The following is a 17,261-nucleotide window of genomic DNA, read 5'->3' on the forward strand; positions in this document are numbered from 1 at the left end:
CGCGAAGGATGGTGGGCACGGCGCAAGAGCGCCTTTGCCCACCCTACGAGATCTCAAGTCAACCGCCGCGCCTGAGATTGGCTGCGGCACCGAGGAGCAACCAACATGGCTTACAAGAACTTCAAGGTTGAGACCGATTCCGACGGCATCGCGCTCGTCACCTGGGACATCCCGGGCCGTTCGATGAACGTGCTCGACGAGACCTCGACCAGCGAGCTCGATGCGATCGTCAAGGAAACCACGGCCGACGCCGCCGTGAAGGGCGTCGTCATCACCTCCGCCAAGGAGGCGTTCTGCGCCGGCGCCGACCTGTCGATGCTCGAGGGCATGAACCAGGCCTACGCCAAGGTCTTGAAGGAGCAGGACGAGACCGCCGCAAACCAGATGCTGTTCGACCAGAGCCGGCGCTTCTCGCAGGTGCTGCGTTCGATCGAGACCTCCGGCAAGCCGTGGGCGGCCGCGATCAACGGCCTCGCGCTCGGCGGCGGTTTCGAGATCACGCTGTGCTGCCACTATCGCGTCGCGGCGGAAAATCCCAAGACGCGCCTCGGCCTGCCCGAGGTCAAGGTCGGCCTGTTCCCCGGCGCCGGCGGCACGCAGCGCGTGCCGCGCCTGGTGCCGCCGCAGGACGCGATGACGATCCTGCTCAAGGGCGATCCGGTCACGGTCGAGAAGGCCAAGGCGCTTAATCTGATTCACGCCATCGTTCCGGCCGCCGACCTCATTAAGGCAGCGAAGGACTGGATCAAGGGCGGCGGCAAGGCCGTCGCGCCCTGGGACGAGAAGGGCTTCAAGCTGCCGGGCGGTCCGGTGTTCTCCAAGGCCGGCATGATGATGTTCCCGGCGGGCAACGCGATCTATCGCCGCGAGACCTACGACAATTATCCGGCCGCGCGCGCGATCATGAGCTGCGTCTATGAAGGCCTGCAGTTGCCGATCGACGCGGCACTGCGCGTCGAGTCGCGCTACTTCACCTCGGTGCTGCGCTCGAAGGAAGCGGCCGCGATGATCCGCAGCCTGTTCCTGTCGATGCAGGAGCTGAACAAGGGCGCGCGTCGCCCGAAGGACGTAGCCCCGACCAAGGTGAAGAAGATCGCCGTGATCGGCGCCGGCTTCATGGGTGCGAGCGTCGGCTACGTCTCGGCCCGTGCCGGCCTCGACGTCGTCCTGATCGACCGCGACCAGGAGAGCGCCGACAAGGGCAAGGCGCATGCGCAGAAGGTGATCGAGGAGCAGATCAAGAAGGGCCGCGCCAAGCCCGGTGACGCCGACGCGCTGCTCGCGCGCATTACGCCGACTGCCGATTATGCTGCACTCAAGGACGTCGACCTCGTCATCGAGGCCGTGTTCGAGGATCGCAAGGTCAAGGCTGATACCTTCGCGAAGGCGCAGGAGTATATGAAGCCGGACGTGATCTTCGCGTCGAACACCTCGACGCTGCCGATCACCTCGCTGGCCGAGGGCTTCAAGGACCAGGGCAAGTTCGTCGGCATCCACTTCTTCTCGCCGGTCGAGAAGATGATGCTGGTCGAGATCATCAAGGGCAAGAACACCGGCGATCTCGCTCTGGCGACGGCGCTGGACTACGTCCGGCAGATCGGCAAGACGCCGATCGTCGTCAACGACAGCCGCGGCTTCTTCGCCAATCGCTGCGTCGGCCGCTACGTCGCCGAGGGCAACGAGATGTTCCTGGAAGGCGTGCCGCCGGCGATGATCGAGAACTGCGCCAAGATGGCCGGCATGCCGGTCGGTCCGCTCTCGCTCTCGGACGAAGTCGCACTCGACCTCGGGCTCAAGATCATGAAGGCGACGGAAGCCGATCTCGGCCCGAACGCCATCAACCCCGATCAGAAGAAGCTGATGGTGGAGATGGTCGAGAAGCAGGGCCGTCTCGGCCGCAAGAACAGCAAGGGCTTCTACGATTACCCCGAGAAGGGCAAGGGTCAGAAGAGCCTGTGGCCGGGCCTCTCGGCGCTGCAGCCGAAGCAGCTCGACCCTGACACGCTCGACATCGAGGAGCTGAAGCAGCGTTTCCTGGTGGTGCAGGCGGTGGAAGCCGCGCGCACGGTCGAGGACCACGTCATCACCGACCCGCGCGAGGCGGATGTCGGCTCGATCCTCGGCTTCGGCTTCGCGCCGTTCACCGGCGGCACGCTGTCCTACATCGACTTCATGGGAACGAAGAAATTCGTCGAGCTCTGCCACAAGCTGGAGGCGAAGTACGGCTCGCGCTTCACCCCGCCGAAGCTTCTCGAGGAGATGGCCGCGAAGGGAGAAACCTTCTACGGCCGCTTCGCGCCGAAGAAGGCCGCGGCCTGATCACCCAAGATCATTTGAGAAAGAAGGCCGGATCGTCGATCCGGCCTTTTTGTTTGGGGAGACGTCATCACGGTTGCGTCAGATTTGTTCCCGGCTTGTGGAACCAATCACAGAATTCGCGTAGGACCCGTGTCAGAGTCCCCCGCTGCCGCGGTGTCGCGCAATTGTCATAGGCGTGTCGAAGCGGCGCCGTTCTTTTGCTCGGCCCTGGCACTAGTCTTGCTCCGGGTCAGGGTTCCGAATCCGGTTGGGACACTTGCCGAGCCATCGGCAGGTTGAAGACAAAATAAGAAAGTATCCTTGATGAACTCTTTGGTGCTGCGGAAGACCGCGCTCGGTCGCGATCTCACCGCGAAATATGCTGTTGGACCCGCCACTCGCCGCCTCTCGCCGCAACAGAAGCCGGCGCGCCTGCGCCGCAAGGGGCCGATGCTTTGGGCCGCTTTGGCGCTACTTGTGCTGGCGGATTTTATGCTGGCTTCCCTCGCCTGGCTCGCCGTCGACTTCGTCATGGGCTGAGACCGCCCGCGCGTGCAGCAGGTAGGCCGCCGCGAAGTAGGCGAGCTGGCAGGCGGCAAGACAGATGGCGATGACGGTCACACCCGCCATCATGCCGAATTCGTAAACGCGAAGAATGATTGCCGAGAAAACCGCGATCGCCGGCGCAATCAATATCAGCGCCCAGATCCTGAAAGCATAACCTGTCGCTATTCCCACCAATGCACTTGCGACGATCAGGACCAAGGCAATCGTCAAGTTCAACTCCGATGAAATAATCCTCTAACAATTCCGCCAAGCTCGCGCGCTTTACGGGTACTGACAAGACAGCACTACTTACATTCGGCGAACAGTAGTTCATAAGTCTAATGATAGGTACGATGATCCGGCGAGATGGGTTCGTGCCACCCCGCTCGGGGCAGAATAAAAACGGGCCGGATCGACGATCCGGCCGTTCTTATTTGCGGTCTCCGAGCGGCGAGAACGCCCGGCCCGAGACCGCATCGTCGGCAAGACTCGCTCTCCAGCTGCCTTCATCGCCACGGCCGATGCGCACCTCGAAGCGCCAGCCATTCTGGTTGGTGAAGGCGATGTCCGTTCCGCCCATCTTCCTGACATAGCTGCACGGATATTCGGTCGGCCGATCGGGAAAGACGATTTTTCCTTCCTTGCTCTCGAACACGGCCGAGGTGACCTGCGGATGGATCATGAGGATGCAATTGCGCTGCGGCAGGTCCGGCGTCGACAAGCCAAGCATCGCGAGCGGCGCGCCCGCGGCGGTCATAAGGACGATCATGTTCATGGCGGCGGCTGTCTCATGGAGGCGCTCCGCGATTTCGACGTGGCCGCCGATCTAATGGTTCACAAAGAAAAAGGCCGGATCGTCGATCCGGCCTTCGATTGTTGCATCTTGCGATGCGCTTACTTCGCCTGCGCAAGGCCTTCCTTCTTCAGCGCCTCCTGCACCTGCGGCCGCGCCGCGACGCGAGCCTTGTAGACGGTCAGGTTCGGCATGGCCGAGAGGTCGAACTTCATCCGATCGCCCCAGGTCAGCATCGTGAAGAGATAGCCGTCGGCCACCGTGAACTGCTTTCCCATGAGGTAGTCGCGGCCGGCGAGCTGGCTGTCGATGTATGTCAGCTTGCCCATGACGCGATCCCTGAAGAAGGCCTTGGCCTCGTCGTTCAGCGCCGGCGCGAACAGCGGTCCGAAGCTCTTGTGCACCTCCGAGGTGAGGAAGTTCAGCCATTCGAGCAGCTTGTAGCGCTCGGAGCTGCCGTGAGCTGGCGCCAGCGCCTTGGCCGAAGCCTGGTCGGCGATCATCTGGACAATGACCGGGCCTTCGGTCACGATCTCGCCGCTGTCGAGGCCCAGCGCAGGGACCTGGCCCTTCGGGTTCAGCTTCAGATAATCCTCACCATTTTCGAGCTTCTTGGCCCGGATATCGACCTTGACCAGCTCATAGGGCAGGCCGGCTTCCAGGAGCGCGATGTGGGGGGACAGGGAGCAGGCGCCGGGCGAGTAATAGAGTTTCATGGAATTTCTTTCTCTTGACGCTTGGTTGGGGCGAAGGAACGCCTACATGCATTTGCATTCAATAGTCAAGATTGATGCAGGTGCATTGAGTGAGGTAAGAGACGGAACGACGAGCTTGAGCGGGACCATGAAACGCAAACCATCGACCGAGGCAACTTCGGCCTGGATCCGCCTGATGCGGGTGCAGAGCCGCGTGCTCGATTGCGTCGAGCAGGACTTGAAGAAGGCGGGGTTCCCCCCGCTGGCCTGGTACGACGCGCTGCTCGAATTGTCGCGGGCGCCCTCGGGGGAGCTGCGGCCGGTGGAACTCGAGCGGCAGATGCTGATCCCGCAATACTCCACTTCGCGCCTGATCGACCGCCTGGTCGACGAGGGGCTCGCCTCCCGGCGCGAATGCAAGATCGACAAGCGCGGCCAGTTCGTGGAGATCACGGAAGCCGGCCGCGAGTTGCAGAAGCGGATGTGGGGCGCCTATTCGGCCGCAATCGAAAAATATGTCGGCTCGAAACTGTCCGATGCGGATGCCGTCAAGCTCAGCGGTCTGCTCGACCGTCTCGGCTGCTCGTGCGGCGAGATGAAACTGCCGCCCGTCCACGTCAACGAAACCACGCCGTCGCGATGATCGTGCGGCACACCAGCTCGTCCGTGCACCCCCTGGGTTCGCGGACCACCCCGTCACCCGCGCGCCTTCGATCGAAGCGCCCTTTTTGATTAGAGTTTGATATGGCGCGAGACCAGATCGATATGACGCCGCTGCAGTCGCGCGACGAGCTCGTCGCGTGGTTCGAGGCCGGCTGCAAGGACCCGTCCGAATTCCGCATGGGCACCGAGCACGAGAAGACGCCGTTCACGCTCGAAGGCCACCGTCCGGTGCCTTACGAGGGTGCGCGGGGCATCGGCGCGCTGCTCGAAGGCATGAAGCTCCTGCTCGGCTGGGAGCCGATCATGGAGAAGGGCAACATCATCGGCCTCTACGACGTCACCGGTGGCGGCGCCATCTCGCTCGAGCCCGGCGGACAGTTCGAGCTCTCCGGCGCGCCGGTCGAGAACGTGCACCAGACCCAGAGCGAGCTGATGGCGCATCTGGCGCAGGTGCGCGAGATCGCGACCCCGCTCGGCATCGGCTTCCTCGGGCTCGGCATGACGCCGTCCTGGTCGCGCGCCGACATCCCGGTGATGCCCAAGGGCCGCTACAAGATCATGACCAATTACATGCCGAAGGTCGGCCAATACGGCCTCGACATGATGTACCGGACCTGCACCGTGCAGACCAATCTCGACTTCTCCTCCGAAGCCGACATGGTCAAGAAGCTGCGCGTCTCGCTCGCGCTGCAGCCGGTCGCGACCGCGCTGTTTGCCAATTCGCCGTTCACCGAGGGCAAGCCGAACGGCTTCCTGTCGTTCCGCTCCGAGATCTGGCGCGACACCGACAATGCGCGTTCGGGCATGATGCCGTGGGCATTCGAGGACGGCATGGGTTTCGAGCGCTATGTCGACTACGCGCTCGACGTGCCCATGTATTTCGTCAAGCGCGACGAGGATTACATCGACGTCTCGGGCTCCTCGTTCCGCGCCTTCTTCGATGGCCGCAACAACAATCTGCCCGGCGAACGTCCGACGCTGTCGGACTGGGCCAACCATCTTTCGACGATCTTCCCGGAGGTGCGCCTCAAGCGCTATCTCGAGATGCGCGGCTCCGATGGCGGCCCGTGGGGCCGCCTGCCGGCGCTGTCGGCGTTCTGGGCCGGGCTGCTCTACGACGATGTGTCGCTCGATGCCGCCTGGGACCTCGTGAAGCACTGGACCGCGCATGAGCGCCAGGCCCTGCGCGACGACGTGCCGCGGTTCGGCTTCAAGGCACGGATCAAGGACCGCTATCTGTTCGAGATCGCCAAGGAATGCCTCGTTCTGGCCCATGCCGGCCTGCGCCGCCGCGGCCGGATCGACCAGCTCGGCCGCGACGAAACCCGGCATCTGGAGCCGCTCGATCGCATCATCGATTCCGGCCGGACCCCGGCCGAGGAGATGCTGGAGAAGTTCAACGGCGCCTGGAACGGCTCCGTGGAACCGGCCTACGCGGAATACGCGTTCTAGGCCAGAGGCCGACGACCAGGACCTGAGCCGTTCATCGCCCATACAGGTTTGCGGCGATCAAATGACCGGCTGAAAAAACCTGAGCGCCGTCAATAACTCGAAAGCTGTTCCGATGGGGAAGGGCCGCCTGCGTGGGGCCGTCATGGCAAGCGTCGTGGCCTGCGCCACGTTGCTTGCGCTCGTGTTTGCGAGCGCGCCTGCGCGCGCCCAGACGGCGTTCGACCGGCCCGGCGGCGACTATTTCAGCTCGCCGGTGACGTCAGGTGACCCCGAGGATTGCGCGCTGCAGTGTGAGCGTGACCGCCGCTGCCGCTCCTGGAGCTTCAACTATCCCGACGTCGAAGGCGGCTCGGCTGTGTGCTGGCTCAAGAACACGGTGCCGCCGCGTGTCCCGGGCAGCTGCTGCATCTCCGGTGTGCGTGGCGCCGGCGTGATCGAGCCGCGGATCGAAGGCGTTGAAACGTCGATCGACCGCCCCGGCGGCGACTTGCGCAATTTCGAGATCAAGGACGGCGAAGGCGAAGAGGCCTGCAAGGCCGCCTGCATCGCCGACAACAAGTGCCGCGCCTTCACCTATGCCCGTCCCGGCTACACCGGGCGTGAAGCGCGCTGCTTCCTGAAAAAGGAAATCAAGCCGCCGCGCCGCAAGGCGGGCTTCACGTCGGGCGTGGTCAGATAGCGCGCTGCGAATCCGGTGACCCGCTCCTCAATTCGCCGCCGACACCAGCCTGTCCCCGCACGCATTCGCGTAGAACTTGCCGCCGCATTGGCGCTTGATGGCGGCGCAGCGCACCGCGGGAGACGCATTTTCCGGACCGCTGAAGCCGCAGCTCAGGCCGTCGGCACTGCGACCCGTCTTGCCGGCGGCAAAGGCGGCGCTGGAGGCGGTGATGCAGACGACGAGGAAGGCCGCGGCGGCGATTTCGATCAGCAGTCTCATGGACGTTTCCTCCACACTGATGGCTGAATCTGCCCTCAATCTAGCACCGAATCCGCATCTCTCCGTACGCTTCCGGGTTCCCAAATCGGCCCGTTCCTTGCATAAATTTACGCCAGCGCAGTGCACGGCCGCGCCAGCGATGGTTCCGGTGCAGGGGCAAGACGCGTAGAGTTAGTGGTGTTCTCGCGACCAGGAAGTGACGGCCTTGCAAGATCAATCGTTCCAGCCAAGTTTGCCGGCCTCCAGCCAGCCCATCGACGAGCTCGCGCTGGCTGACGTCAAGGGCGCGATCCTGGCGAAGCTGCGCCTTGCCATCGGCAAGGATGCGGGCATGGCCACCAAGCACGACTGGTACCAGGCCGCAGCGCTCGCGCTGCGCGACCGCATCGTGCATCGCTGGCTCACGGCCGAGAAGCACAGCTACGATGCGGGAAGCAAGCGCGTCTATTATCTCTCGCTCGAATTCCTGATCGGCCGTCTCTTCACCGACGCGCTCAACAACATGGGGCTGCTCAAGATCTTCGAGGTCGCGCTCGGCGATCTCGGCGTATCGCTGCCTGAGCTCCGCAAATGCGAGCCGGATGCCGCGCTCGGCAATGGCGGCCTGGGGCGGCTCGCCGCCTGCTTCATGGAGAGCATGGCCACGCTCTCGATCCCCGCGATCGGCTACGGCATCCGCTACGATTATGGCCTGTTCCGCCAGATCATCAATCAGGGCTGGCAGCAGGAATATCCGGACGAATGGCTGAGCTTCGGCAATCCCTGGGAATTGCAGCGGCCCGAGGTGATCTATCACGTCCATTTCGGCGGTGGCGTCGAGCATGTCGACGACAAGGGCCGCGACCGAGCGATCTGGCATCCGGCCGAGACCGTGCAGGCGATCGCCTATGACACGCCGATTGTCGGCTGGCGCGGCCAGCACGTCAACGCGCTCCGCCTGTGGTCGGCACGCTCGCCCGATCCGTTGAAGCTCGATGCCTTCAACAAGGGCGACTATGTCAGCGCCAGCGCCGAACAGTCGCGCGCGGAAGCGATCTGCAAATTCCTCTATCCGAACGACGAGAGCCCGGCGGGCCGCGAGCTGCGGCTGCGCCAGGAGTATTTCTTCGTCTCCGCCTCGCTGCAGGACCTGGTCAATCGCCACCTGACCTCCGACGGCCAGCTTCGCAGCCTCGCGATGAAGGTCGCGGTCCAGCTCAACGACACGCATCCGAGCCTCGCCGTCACCGAGCTGATGCGCATCCTGGTCGACCTGCACAATTTCCGCTGGGACGAGGCCTGGAAGATCACGGTCGCGACGCTGTCCTACACCAACCACACGCTGTTGCCCGAGGCGCTGGAGACCTGGCCGGTCGAGCTGTTCGAGCAGCTATTGCCGCGCCATCTCGAGATCATCTACCGCATCAACGTGCAGCATCTCGCGCTGGCCGAAGCGCGCGCGCCCGGCGACATCGATTTCCGTGCCTCGGTTTCGCTGATCGACGAGAGGAGCGGACGCCGCGTGCGCATGGGCCAGCTCGCCTTCGTCGGCTCGCACCGCATCAACGGTGTCTCGGCGATGCATTCGGACCTGATGCGCGAGACCGTGTTCCACGATCTCAACCATCTCTATCCCGGCCGCATCACCAACAAGACCAACGGCATCACCTTCCGCCGCTGGCTGATGCTGGCGAATCCGAAGCTGACCGACCTGCTGCGCGAGACCTGCGGCGAAGCCGTGCTCGACGATCCGACCCAGCTCAGCCTGATCGAAACCCGCGCCAGCGACGTCGAATTCCAGAAGAAGTTCCGCAGCGTCAAGCTTCACAACAAGACCGCGCTGACGCGCCTGATCGGCGAGCGGCTCGGCATCAAGGTCGATCCGACCGCGCTGTTCGACGTGCAGATCAAGCGCATTCACGAATACAAGCGCCAGCTCCTCAACATCATCGAGACGGTGGCGCTGTACCAGGCGATGAAGGACGATCCCAACGGCAACTGGGTGCCGCGGGTGAAGATCTTCGCCGGCAAGGCGGCGGCGAGCTACCGCTACGCAAAATTGATCATCAAGCTGGTCAACGACGTCGCAGAGGTCGTCAACAACGATCCCGCGATCGGCGGCAAGCTCAAGGTCGTCTTCCTGCCCGACTACAATGTCAGCCTTGCGGAGGTGATCATTCCCGCGGCCGATTTGTCCGAGCAGATCTCGACCGCCGGCATGGAGGCCTCCGGCACCGGCAACATGAAGCTGTCACTGAACGGCGCTCTCACCATCGGCACGCTCGACGGCGCCAACATCGAGATCCGCGACCATGTCGGCGCGGAGAACATCGCGATCTTCGGCATGGAGGCCGGCGACGTGATGATCCGCCGCAAGCAGGGGCTGGATGCCTCCGACGTGATCCGCAATTCGCCAAAGCTCCAGCGCGCCATCAACGCGATCGGCACCGGCGAGTTCTCGCCCGGCGATCCCGGCCGCTTCGAATCAATCGCGCACGCGCTGCGCTATCTCGACCACTACATGGTCAGCGCCGATTTCGATTCCTATTACGAAGCGCAGCGCAGCGTCGACGCACGCTGGCAGGTGGCGCCGGCCTGGACGCGCGCCTCCATCCTCAATGTCGCGCGCATGGCCTGGTTCTCCTCGGACCGCACCATCCGCGAATATGCCGAGGAGATCTGGAACGTGCCGGTCAATCCGACCACGCCGCTGCTGCCGGATCTGCGCGACGTCGCGGGCTGATTTTCCGCAACGTGAAATCGGCGATACCTGCGAGGTTATTGATTTGGCAGGATAGGCATCATATTACGGCTTGAGCTTTTTCTGGCCGGAGTCGATCGTGCCTGTCGGCGAGTATACGAGCCCGGATGGGCAGCTTCGATTGCTGGTCATATGTCCCGACGGGGACTGGACGCTGGGGTTCGACGGATTCTCCTGGCACACGCACGGCAGCATCCTTGCCAGTCTTTCAGGCAAGGACGAGGAAGCTGCCATCGGCGACTTCGTCGCCGATCTGATCAGCGGCAAGAGTATCATTGCGCTGAAGCGCATAGGAGGCTCCGTCGCGGATGCCTGGGTCACAGATAATCCGGCAGACGATGTTTTGAGTTCGCAGCAATATGGCCCTGGTGATGAGACGATGGAGTTTCGTCGTTGGGACGGAAGCTCAGTAGAGGTCTAATCCCATGCACGCCAAGCTCCCGCACCCGTTCGACGACGCCACCCGCATCAGCGCCGGTGACTCCAGCTGGCAGGGGCACACCAGCGACGACTACTGGGCGTTTGTCGGCCCGTTCGGCGGCGCCACGGCCGCGACGATCCTGCGTGCGCTGATCGACCATCCGCAGCGCGCCGGCGATCCGCTGGCGCTGACCGTCAATTATTGCGCGCCGATCGCCAAGGGGCCGTTCGATCTGGACGTGCGGCTGGTGAAGGCCAATCGCTCCAGCCAGCATTGGAGCGTCGAACTGTCGCAGGACGGCGCAGAGGTCGCAACGCTAGCCACCGCCGTATTCGCCGAGCGCCGGCCGTCCTGGGAGCACAGGGTGGCGCAATATCCGAACGCCACGGCGTTCGAGGCAACGCTGCCATTCCCAAAGATCTCGGCGTCCTGGGCCAACCAGTATGAATTCCGCTTCGTCGAGGGCGAGATGCGGATCGGCCCACCGCAGACCGAGCTCGCCAGCACCTATTCCAAGCTCTGGATCGGCGACCGCACGCCGCGCAAGCTCGACATGCTGTCGCTGATGTCGATGTCGGACGCCTTCTTCGGCCGCATCTTCCACGCCAGGCGCGAGCTGGTGCCGTTCGGCACGGTGTCGCTGACGACGTATTTTCACACCGGCAGCGAGGAGCTCGCCGCCGAGGACATCACGCGCGTGCTCGCGACGGCCGATTCGAAGATCATGCACAAGAGCTATGCCGATCAGAACGCCGAGCTGTGGTCGCCGAACGGCAGGCTGCTCGCGACCACGACGCAGATTGCGTATTTCAAGGCGTAGATGCTCTTCCCCTCTCCCCTTGTGGGAGAGGGTGGCTCGTCGCGAAGCGACGAGACGGGTGAGGGGTCTCTCTCCGCGAGCGCTTCTCTTGCAGTTGAACGCGCGGATACAACCCCTCATCCGGCGCTTCGCGCCACCTTCTCCCACAAGGGGAGGAGGAAGAAACAAAAAGGGCGGCCTCGCGGCCGCCCTTTTGCCTTGAAGACAGAGCGAGCGATTACTCCGCCGCGAGCTTCACGTCCGGCGCGGCTGCGCGCACTTCGGCGTCGACCTGGGCTTCGAACTTGGCAAAGTTCTTCTGGAACATGCCGACCAGCGCGCGGGCGGTCTTGTCGAACTCGTCCTTGTCCTTCCAGGTGTTGACCGGGTTCAGGATCTCGGCCGGCACGCCCGGCAGCGCGGTCGGGACCGCGAAGCCGAAATATTTGTCGGTGCGGAATTCGACGTTGCGAAGCGAGCCGTCGAGCGCGGCGGTGAGCAGCGCGCGCGTCACCTTGATCGGCATGCGCGAGCCTGTGCCATACTTGCCGCCGGTCCAGCCGGTGTTGACCAGCCAGCAATCGACATTGTGCTGGGCGATGAGGTCGCGCAGCATGTTGCCATAGACGCTGGGGTCGAGCGGCAGGAAGGGAGAACCGAAGCAGGTGGAGAATTCCGGCTGCGGCTCGTTGCCGAGACCGCGCTCGGTACCGGCAACCTTGGCGGTGTAGCCGGACAGGAAGTGATACATCGCCTGCGCCGGCGAAAGCTTTGCGATCGGCGGCAGCACGCCGAAGGCGTCGGCTGCCAGCATCACCACGTTCTTCGGCTGCGGCGCGCGGCCGGTGCGCGAAGCGTTCGGGATGAAGTCGAGCGGGTATGCGGAGCGCGTGTTCTCGGTCTTGGAGCCGTCGTCGAAATCGACGATTCGGGTGTCTTCGTCGAGCACGCAGTTCTCGAGCACCGCGCCGAAGCGCGTCGACGCCGCATAGATCTCGGGCTCGGCTTCCTGCGAGAGCTTGATGCACTTGGCGTAGCAGCCGCCCTCGAAGTTGAAGACGCCGTTCGGGCCCCAGCCATGCTCGTCGTCACCGATCAGCGTGCGGTTCGGATCGGCCGACAGCGTGGTCTTGCCGGTGCCTGATAGCCCGAAGAAGATCGCGGTATCGCCATTGGCGCCGACATTGGCCGAGCAGTGCATCGGCATCACGCCGCGCTCGGGCAGATAGTAGTTCAGCGTGGTGAAGACGGACTTCTTCATCTCGCCGGCATAATAGGACCCGCCGATCAGGACGATCTTGCGGGCGAAATCGATCGCGACGACGTTCTCCGACTTGCAGCCGTGGCGTTTGGGATCGGCGCGGAAGCTCGGCATGTCGATGATGGTGAGCTCCGGCGTGAAGCTCGGCAGCTCGACCGCCTCGGGGCGGATCAGCAGCGTACGGATGAACAGCGAGTGCCAGGCGAGCTCGGTGAACACGCGGGTCTTGATCCGGTAGGCCGGATCGGCGCCGCCATAGAGGTCCTGCGCGAACAGGCTCTTGCCTTCAGCGTGCTTGAGGAAGTCCTGGTAGAGCGCCTCGAACTGCTCGGCGGTGATCGACTGGTTGCCGGCCCACCACATCTTCTTGTCGGTGGTGGCGTCACGCACCGTGAACTTGTCCTTCGGGCTGCGGCCGGTGAACTCACCGGTGTCGGCGCAAAGCGAACCGTCTGCCGACAGCACCGCCTCGCCCGCAGAAAGTGAGTATTGATAGAGTTGCGGCGCGCCGAGGTTCCAGTGAACCCGTTTGAGATTCTTTAAGCCGAATTTGTCGGCACCGAAGGCACCGTTGCGCACGCCCGTCTCTTGCACGAAAAATCCTCCTAGAACCCGCGACACTCAGCGCGATCAAGCTTTGGCGCCATCGCAGTCACCGTGAATTATAGGCCGTCCGGCCTCGGTTGAACGACGTAATAATGGTGAACGCTGGCGTTGCCAAGCCGATCTCGCAGGATTTGGTTTATTCAAGGACCGCGCCAAATGCCGCGCATGTCAGCTCTGAGCGAGCGTATCAAAAAAACACGAATGATCGCGCAACCAAATGCGCAATTCGGCGTTTCCTCTGGTTATTGCGACGCACAATCGCGGGACCGTCCTATCGTACCTCGCCTTCGCCGATGAGCGCGAACGGCCCCCACATCGCGGGATAGGCGTTGCGCGGTGACGAGGTGTCATCAACGTACGTCAACATCGCGCGGCGCAAGGCTTCGGCACGGCCGATTTTTGGTTCGTTCTTGAGCAGTTCGAAAGTCGACGTGGTCAAGCGGGTGGCAGCTTCCGAATCCACTGCCCAATGCGAGACCAGCAGCGCACGTGCACCCGCGTAGAAGAACGAGCGCGCCAGCCCCGACAGGGCCTCGGCGCCGGGCTTGTCGCCGGCAATGGTGTTGCAGGCCGATAGCACAACCCAATCCGCGTTGAGCTTGAGCTGAGCGACTTCACTTGCCGTGAGCAAGCCGTCATCCAGCTCCGTCGGCCGATCGGGAATGGAGAGCGCAAGCGAGGGCTCGCCCAATCCCTTGATATCGCCGGCAACGAGACCGTGGGTGGCAAAGTAGATGATACTGTATTGAGCAAGCGCTGCACGCTTCAGCGTCGTTTCGCTGGCATCGCGGCCGAGATGGATGTCGGCCTCGGCCGCGCCGACATCCTTTGCCACCGCGTTCAACTCGTCCGCGGTATCCGGCAGTTGCGGCAGCGCCTGCGCAAGCCGCGCGCGATCGACGCCGGCACCGCGCCAAAAATCGCTATAGGCAATTGTTGCAATGTTGCGTGCAGCGACCTTGCCGCTTGCCGCGCGACGATCGGCCGGCCCTTCCAGCGCGGGATTGAACACGGGATCGCCAAAGCCGGTCATCGGCTTCACGCCCTGCTCCCGGCGCGCGACGGCACGCAGCGATTTCAGGCTGACCACCGAGGGCAGCACCGACACCGCCTGACGCCGCAACAGCCAGGCGGCGCTGCGATAGCCTTCGAGCGTGTCCGGGATCGCAGCTTGCGGCGTCTCCGTGACGAGCAGATGAAACGGCAACGCCGTCAGCGCGGCCGACGGCACCACCAGCAGGTTGCGCTTGTCCTTCGTCAGCCCTTCGACCGGGCCGAGAAGCGCGACATAAAGCTCGTTGGCGAGCCCGAGGTCGAACAACCCTGATTTGCCGGAGGCATCACGCGCCTTGCCGACATCGAGCCCCTTGCGGAAGGCAGTCACCTTCTGCATCAGCGCGTCCGCGCCGAGCGGAATCTCCTTCCAGTCGACGCCTTCGCGCGTGATCGCGACGACATAGCTCTGCTTGTCGACGACGGAGTAGAGCACCATCGCCTCGTCGGGCGACAGCAAGGGCTGGATATCCTTGACCGCCAGCGGCAGGGGGTTGGAGAGCGACGCATAATCGGGAAACTCGACCGCGAGCGTCTTCTGCAAGCCTGTGCGCTCGTTCGCTATCGCCGCGATCCGCACCCGGCTGCGCTGCTCGGCCGCGACGTCGCGCTGGGCCGACTGCTTCGACACCGCGGCGATGATCGCCTTGTCGAGCGCCTCGGACTCGGCCGCAAGATCCTGGTCCCGGCGCACGAGCTCAGCGAGCCTGTCGCTGCCCGCAGCAAGGCGCACGGCCAGCTTGTTCACGGCGGAGGCAGCGGAGGATTGCGTGCCGCGCTGAATCGCGGCAAGCGCCTCGTCCAGCGCCCTGTCGTCAGGCAGCAGATATTGCTGTCGCGCGGCGAACAGGACCGGCAGCACGACGCGCAACTGCGCGCGATTGGTCGCAAGCGTCTTTTCCGCGAGCGGCAGCGCGTCGGCGTTCCGGCCGGAGACGTAGAGGAAATAAGCGAGATTGCTGGTCGAGGTCGTGACGTCCGGATGATCGGGACCGAGCGCACGTTCGCGGATCGACAGCGCACGGCGATAGAGCGGCTCCGCATCGGCATAGCGCTGCTGGTGCTCGTAGAGACCGGCGAGATTGTTCAGCGAGCGCGCGACGTCGGGATGGTCCGGTCCCAGCACTTTTTCGCGGATCGCGAGCGAGCGCCTGATCGGCGCCTCGGCATCCGCATCGCGGTTGAGGTCGCGATCGAGCTGGCCGAGATTGTTCAGGAGCGTCGCGACCGCCGGATGCTCGGGGCCACCGGCCTTCTGGTAGATCGCGAGCGCGCGCTGAAACAACGGCTCGGCTTCGGCCTGACGCTGCTGCTTGACATAGTATGTGGCGAGATTGTTGAGGGACTGACCGACGTCGGGATGCTCGCGCGACAGCGCCTTCTCGCGCACGGCGAGCGCACGCTTGAACAGCGGCTCGGCCTCTGCAAAGCGGCTCTGCCTCTGATAGAGCGCGGCGAGGTTGTTCAGCACCGGTGCGATCTCGACACTGTCGAGACCGGTCCCCTTCTCCATCAGTGCAATGGCGCGCTTGTAGAGCGGCTCGGCCTGGTCGTCGTGGCCCTGGTCGGCGTAGATCTGCGCGAGGTTGTTGAGCGCACCGGCGAGATCGCGATTGTTGGCGGTCTTCTCGAGAGACGCCACCATGGCCTGCGCCAGCGGCAGCGCCTCCGAATATTTGCCGGCGCTTCGGAGTGCGTTGATCCGCGCGCTCTCCGCGGCGAGACCTTTCTGGGCAAAGCCGGGCGTGGCAAGCGATGCGGTGATCGCGAGCGCCAAACCCGCAACCAACGTCAAATAGCGGCGTGTCATGAACCCTCTCGCTGCCGACTTCGAACCATTACGGTCTTGGGTCGCAGCGATGGGGGGCAGCGTTCAAATTGTTGCGCGCTAGTCCACCTTAGCGCGCGCTTCGCCAGCAAGGCGGACCAGCATCTTGCGGAGCTCCGTGCCGTCAGTCACCCGCTCCGGGAAGTCCAGCCGCAGCGCCGTCTGACCATCCTGCATGTCGAGGCCTTCGGGGTCGCAGCCGGTGCAGCGCCAGTCGCCCTCCGCCGCGCCGAGGAGTTTTGTTGCATAGAGGCCCATGGCGTCGCGGTGGTCGGCATTCATGTGCGCGACCGCCCCCTCCTCTGCCGCCAGCAAATCCTCGGCACCTGTTAGGTCCGTCAGGAACTGCTTGGGCTTGAGATCGACGATGCGGCCGAAGCCGGCGACCAGATGGGTTCCCGTGGGCCGAATTCTGAAGAAGGAGAAATCCTTAAACGAAACAAAGGCTTCGGCCGATGGATGGGCATTGAGATACCGCCGCTGGAGTAGATCCTTGTCGGCATCGGCCTGTTCCGCCCGACCGGACAGCATGATTCGGGCGCCCTCCAGCGGATCGCCGGCCGCGCGCTCGTCCAGCATCAGGGAGACCCGGTGATCCGCCAGGATGTTCCTGGTGTGCACGGCCAGGCCCGAGATCAGCAGGATCGGCGAGCCGTCGGGGTGGCTCGCCAGATTGACGAGGGAGCAATAGGGATCGCCGCTGCCGGCCATCAGCGTTGCCAGCGCGCCCTGGCGCGAGCGCCTGAGCAGCGATTTGGCGAGCTTTCCGGGGTCGAAATCAGGGGTCGGGTGCATCGGCTTTCTCGGGTCAGGTGGTTGCAAGGGAGGTCTTTTTTCGGGTAAACGGGGGTCAGGTTAAGGGTCGAAACGCGGCGAATCTGCTGCGCTTCGTGGAACTTGGTCACACTTCAGCCCAGCTTGCATTGCTCGGTGACAAGGTTCGACCGCCGAATTCGGCACCCGTGTATGCGGCGCATCAGTGAATTGCTCGCCGTTTCAAGCCACGACCCAAACGGAAAGCAGAAAGCAGAGGCTCATGCCCACAATCGCTTTGGTCGACGACGACCGCAACATTCTCACATCCGTCTCGATCGCGCTGGAGGCCGAAGGCTATCGCATCATGACTTACACCGACGGCGCCTCCGCGCTCGACGGCTTCCGCACCA

General features: G+C 63.8%; 14 protein-coding genes and 1 pseudogene. 8 read left to right on the forward strand and 7 right to left on the reverse strand.

Annotated elements, in window-relative coordinates; genetic code table 11:
- The first annotated feature begins 105 nt into the window (after positions 1-105).
- Positions 106-2,319: an FAD-dependent oxidoreductase gene (locus CT676_RS25975; protein WP_085402635.1), complete on the forward strand. Its 2,214-nt coding sequence runs from the start codon at positions 106-108 to the stop codon at positions 2,317-2,319.
- Between the two features lie 450 nt (positions 2,320-2,769).
- On the opposite strand, the gene CT676_RS25985 is transcribed toward CT676_RS25975, so the two are convergent.
- The 3 genes from CT676_RS25985 to gstA form a co-directional block, all read right to left on the reverse strand.
- Positions 2,770-3,075 carry a hypothetical protein gene (locus tag CT676_RS25985; protein WP_167768154.1) on the reverse strand — a complete coding sequence of 102 codons (306 nt, stop codon included), beginning with the start codon at positions 3,073-3,075 and terminating at the stop codon, positions 2,770-2,772.
- A 199-nt stretch (positions 3,076-3,274) separates the two neighbouring features.
- Positions 3,275-3,619 carry a hypothetical protein gene (locus tag CT676_RS25990; protein WP_085402637.1) on the reverse strand — a complete coding sequence of 115 codons (345 nt, stop codon included), beginning with the start codon at positions 3,617-3,619 and terminating at the stop codon, positions 3,275-3,277.
- Between the two features lie 119 nt (positions 3,620-3,738).
- Positions 3,739-4,353 (reverse strand): glutathione transferase GstA, encoded by a 615-nt coding sequence (gene gstA, locus CT676_RS25995; RefSeq protein ID WP_135215610.1) that lies wholly within the window; start codon positions 4,351-4,353, stop codon positions 3,739-3,741.
- A gap of 127 nt (positions 4,354-4,480) precedes the next feature.
- Between gstA and CT676_RS26000 the strand changes: the two genes are divergently transcribed.
- From CT676_RS26000 to CT676_RS26010, 3 genes are all read left to right on the forward strand, one after another.
- Positions 4,481-4,975, forward strand: coding sequence for a MarR family winged helix-turn-helix transcriptional regulator (locus CT676_RS26000; protein ID WP_014498535.1), 495 nt, complete (start codon positions 4,481-4,483; stop codon positions 4,973-4,975).
- Positions 4,976-5,076: 101 nt separating this feature from the next.
- On the forward strand, positions 5,077-6,447 hold the full coding sequence (locus CT676_RS26005) for a glutamate--cysteine ligase (RefSeq protein ID WP_038933719.1): 1,371 nt from the start codon (positions 5,077-5,079) through the stop codon (positions 6,445-6,447).
- A gap of 112 nt (positions 6,448-6,559) precedes the next feature.
- Positions 6,560-7,126: a PAN domain-containing protein gene (locus tag CT676_RS26010; protein ID WP_063980748.1), complete on the forward strand. Its 567-nt coding sequence runs from the start codon at positions 6,560-6,562 to the stop codon at positions 7,124-7,126.
- A 27-nt stretch (positions 7,127-7,153) separates the two neighbouring features.
- Here CT676_RS26010 and CT676_RS26015 read toward each other — a convergent pair whose 3' ends face one another.
- Positions 7,154-7,387, reverse strand: a complete 234-nt coding sequence (locus CT676_RS26015; protein ID WP_085402638.1) for a hypothetical protein — start codon at positions 7,385-7,387, stop codon at positions 7,154-7,156.
- 205 nt (positions 7,388-7,592) lie between these two features.
- Between CT676_RS26015 and CT676_RS26020 the strand changes: the two genes are divergently transcribed.
- From CT676_RS26020 to CT676_RS26030, 3 genes are all read left to right on the forward strand, one after another.
- Positions 7,593-10,109: a glycogen/starch/alpha-glucan phosphorylase gene (locus CT676_RS26020; RefSeq protein WP_167768155.1), complete on the forward strand. Its 2,517-nt coding sequence runs from the start codon at positions 7,593-7,595 to the stop codon at positions 10,107-10,109.
- Positions 10,110-10,206: 97 nt separating this feature from the next.
- Positions 10,207-10,548: a hypothetical protein gene (locus CT676_RS26025; protein WP_085402688.1), complete on the forward strand. Its 342-nt coding sequence runs from the start codon at positions 10,207-10,209 to the stop codon at positions 10,546-10,548.
- Between the two features lie 4 nt (positions 10,549-10,552).
- Complete coding sequence (locus tag CT676_RS26030) at positions 10,553-11,368, forward strand: thioesterase family protein (protein ID WP_085402639.1); 816 nt, start codon at positions 10,553-10,555, stop codon at positions 11,366-11,368.
- 217 nt (positions 11,369-11,585) lie between these two features.
- Here the strand turns inward: CT676_RS26030 and CT676_RS26035 are convergent, their stop codons facing one another.
- The 3 genes from CT676_RS26035 to CT676_RS26045 form a co-directional block, all read right to left on the reverse strand.
- The gene (locus CT676_RS26035) at positions 11,586-13,202 is read right to left on the reverse strand and encodes a phosphoenolpyruvate carboxykinase (RefSeq protein ID WP_085402640.1); all 1,617 of its coding nucleotides are present in this window, start codon (positions 13,200-13,202) and stop codon (positions 11,586-11,588) included.
- A gap of 283 nt (positions 13,203-13,485) precedes the next feature.
- The gene (locus CT676_RS26040) at positions 13,486-16,077 is read right to left on the reverse strand and encodes a CHAT domain-containing tetratricopeptide repeat protein (protein ID WP_135215612.1); all 2,592 of its coding nucleotides are present in this window, start codon (positions 16,075-16,077) and stop codon (positions 13,486-13,488) included.
- A 78-nt stretch (positions 16,078-16,155) separates the two neighbouring features.
- The gene (locus CT676_RS26045) at positions 16,156-16,890 is read right to left on the reverse strand and encodes a DUF2470 domain-containing protein (protein ID WP_085402642.1); all 735 of its coding nucleotides are present in this window, start codon (positions 16,888-16,890) and stop codon (positions 16,156-16,158) included.
- A gap of 241 nt (positions 16,891-17,131) precedes the next feature.
- On the opposite strand from CT676_RS26045, the pseudogene CT676_RS26050 reads away from it, so the two are divergent.
- Positions 17,132-17,261, forward strand: a pseudogene (locus CT676_RS26050) (DNA-binding response regulator); the annotation flags it as partial.

The organism is Bradyrhizobium sp. MOS001 (genome assembly GCF_004634465.1).
GTDB lineage: Bacteria > Pseudomonadota > Alphaproteobacteria > Rhizobiales > Xanthobacteraceae > Bradyrhizobium > Bradyrhizobium barranii.

Coding starts and splice junctions, on each gene's coding strand:
- CT676_RS25975 (WP_085402635.1), top strand. CDS start 106: ATGGCTTACAAGAACTTCAAGGTTGAGACCGATTCCGACGGCATCGCG.
- CT676_RS25990 (WP_085402637.1), bottom strand. CDS start 3,619: ATGAACATGATCGTCCTTATGACCGCCGCGGGCGCGCCGCTCGCGATG.
- gstA (WP_135215610.1), bottom strand. CDS start 4,353: ATGAAACTCTATTACTCGCCCGGCGCCTGCTCCCTGTCCCCCCACATC.
- CT676_RS26000 (WP_014498535.1), top strand. CDS start 4,481: ATGAAACGCAAACCATCGACCGAGGCAACTTCGGCCTGGATCCGCCTG.
- CT676_RS26005 (WP_038933719.1), top strand. CDS start 5,077: ATGGCGCGAGACCAGATCGATATGACGCCGCTGCAGTCGCGCGACGAG.
- CT676_RS26010 (WP_063980748.1), top strand. CDS start 6,560: ATGGGGAAGGGCCGCCTGCGTGGGGCCGTCATGGCAAGCGTCGTGGCC.
- CT676_RS26015 (WP_085402638.1), bottom strand. CDS start 7,387: ATGAGACTGCTGATCGAAATCGCCGCCGCGGCCTTCCTCGTCGTCTGC.
- CT676_RS26030 (WP_085402639.1), top strand. CDS start 10,553: ATGCACGCCAAGCTCCCGCACCCGTTCGACGACGCCACCCGCATCAGC.
- CT676_RS26040 (WP_135215612.1), bottom strand. CDS start 16,077: ATGACACGCCGCTATTTGACGTTGGTTGCGGGTTTGGCGCTCGCGATC.
- CT676_RS26045 (WP_085402642.1), bottom strand. CDS start 16,890: ATGCACCCGACCCCTGATTTCGACCCCGGAAAGCTCGCCAAATCGCTG.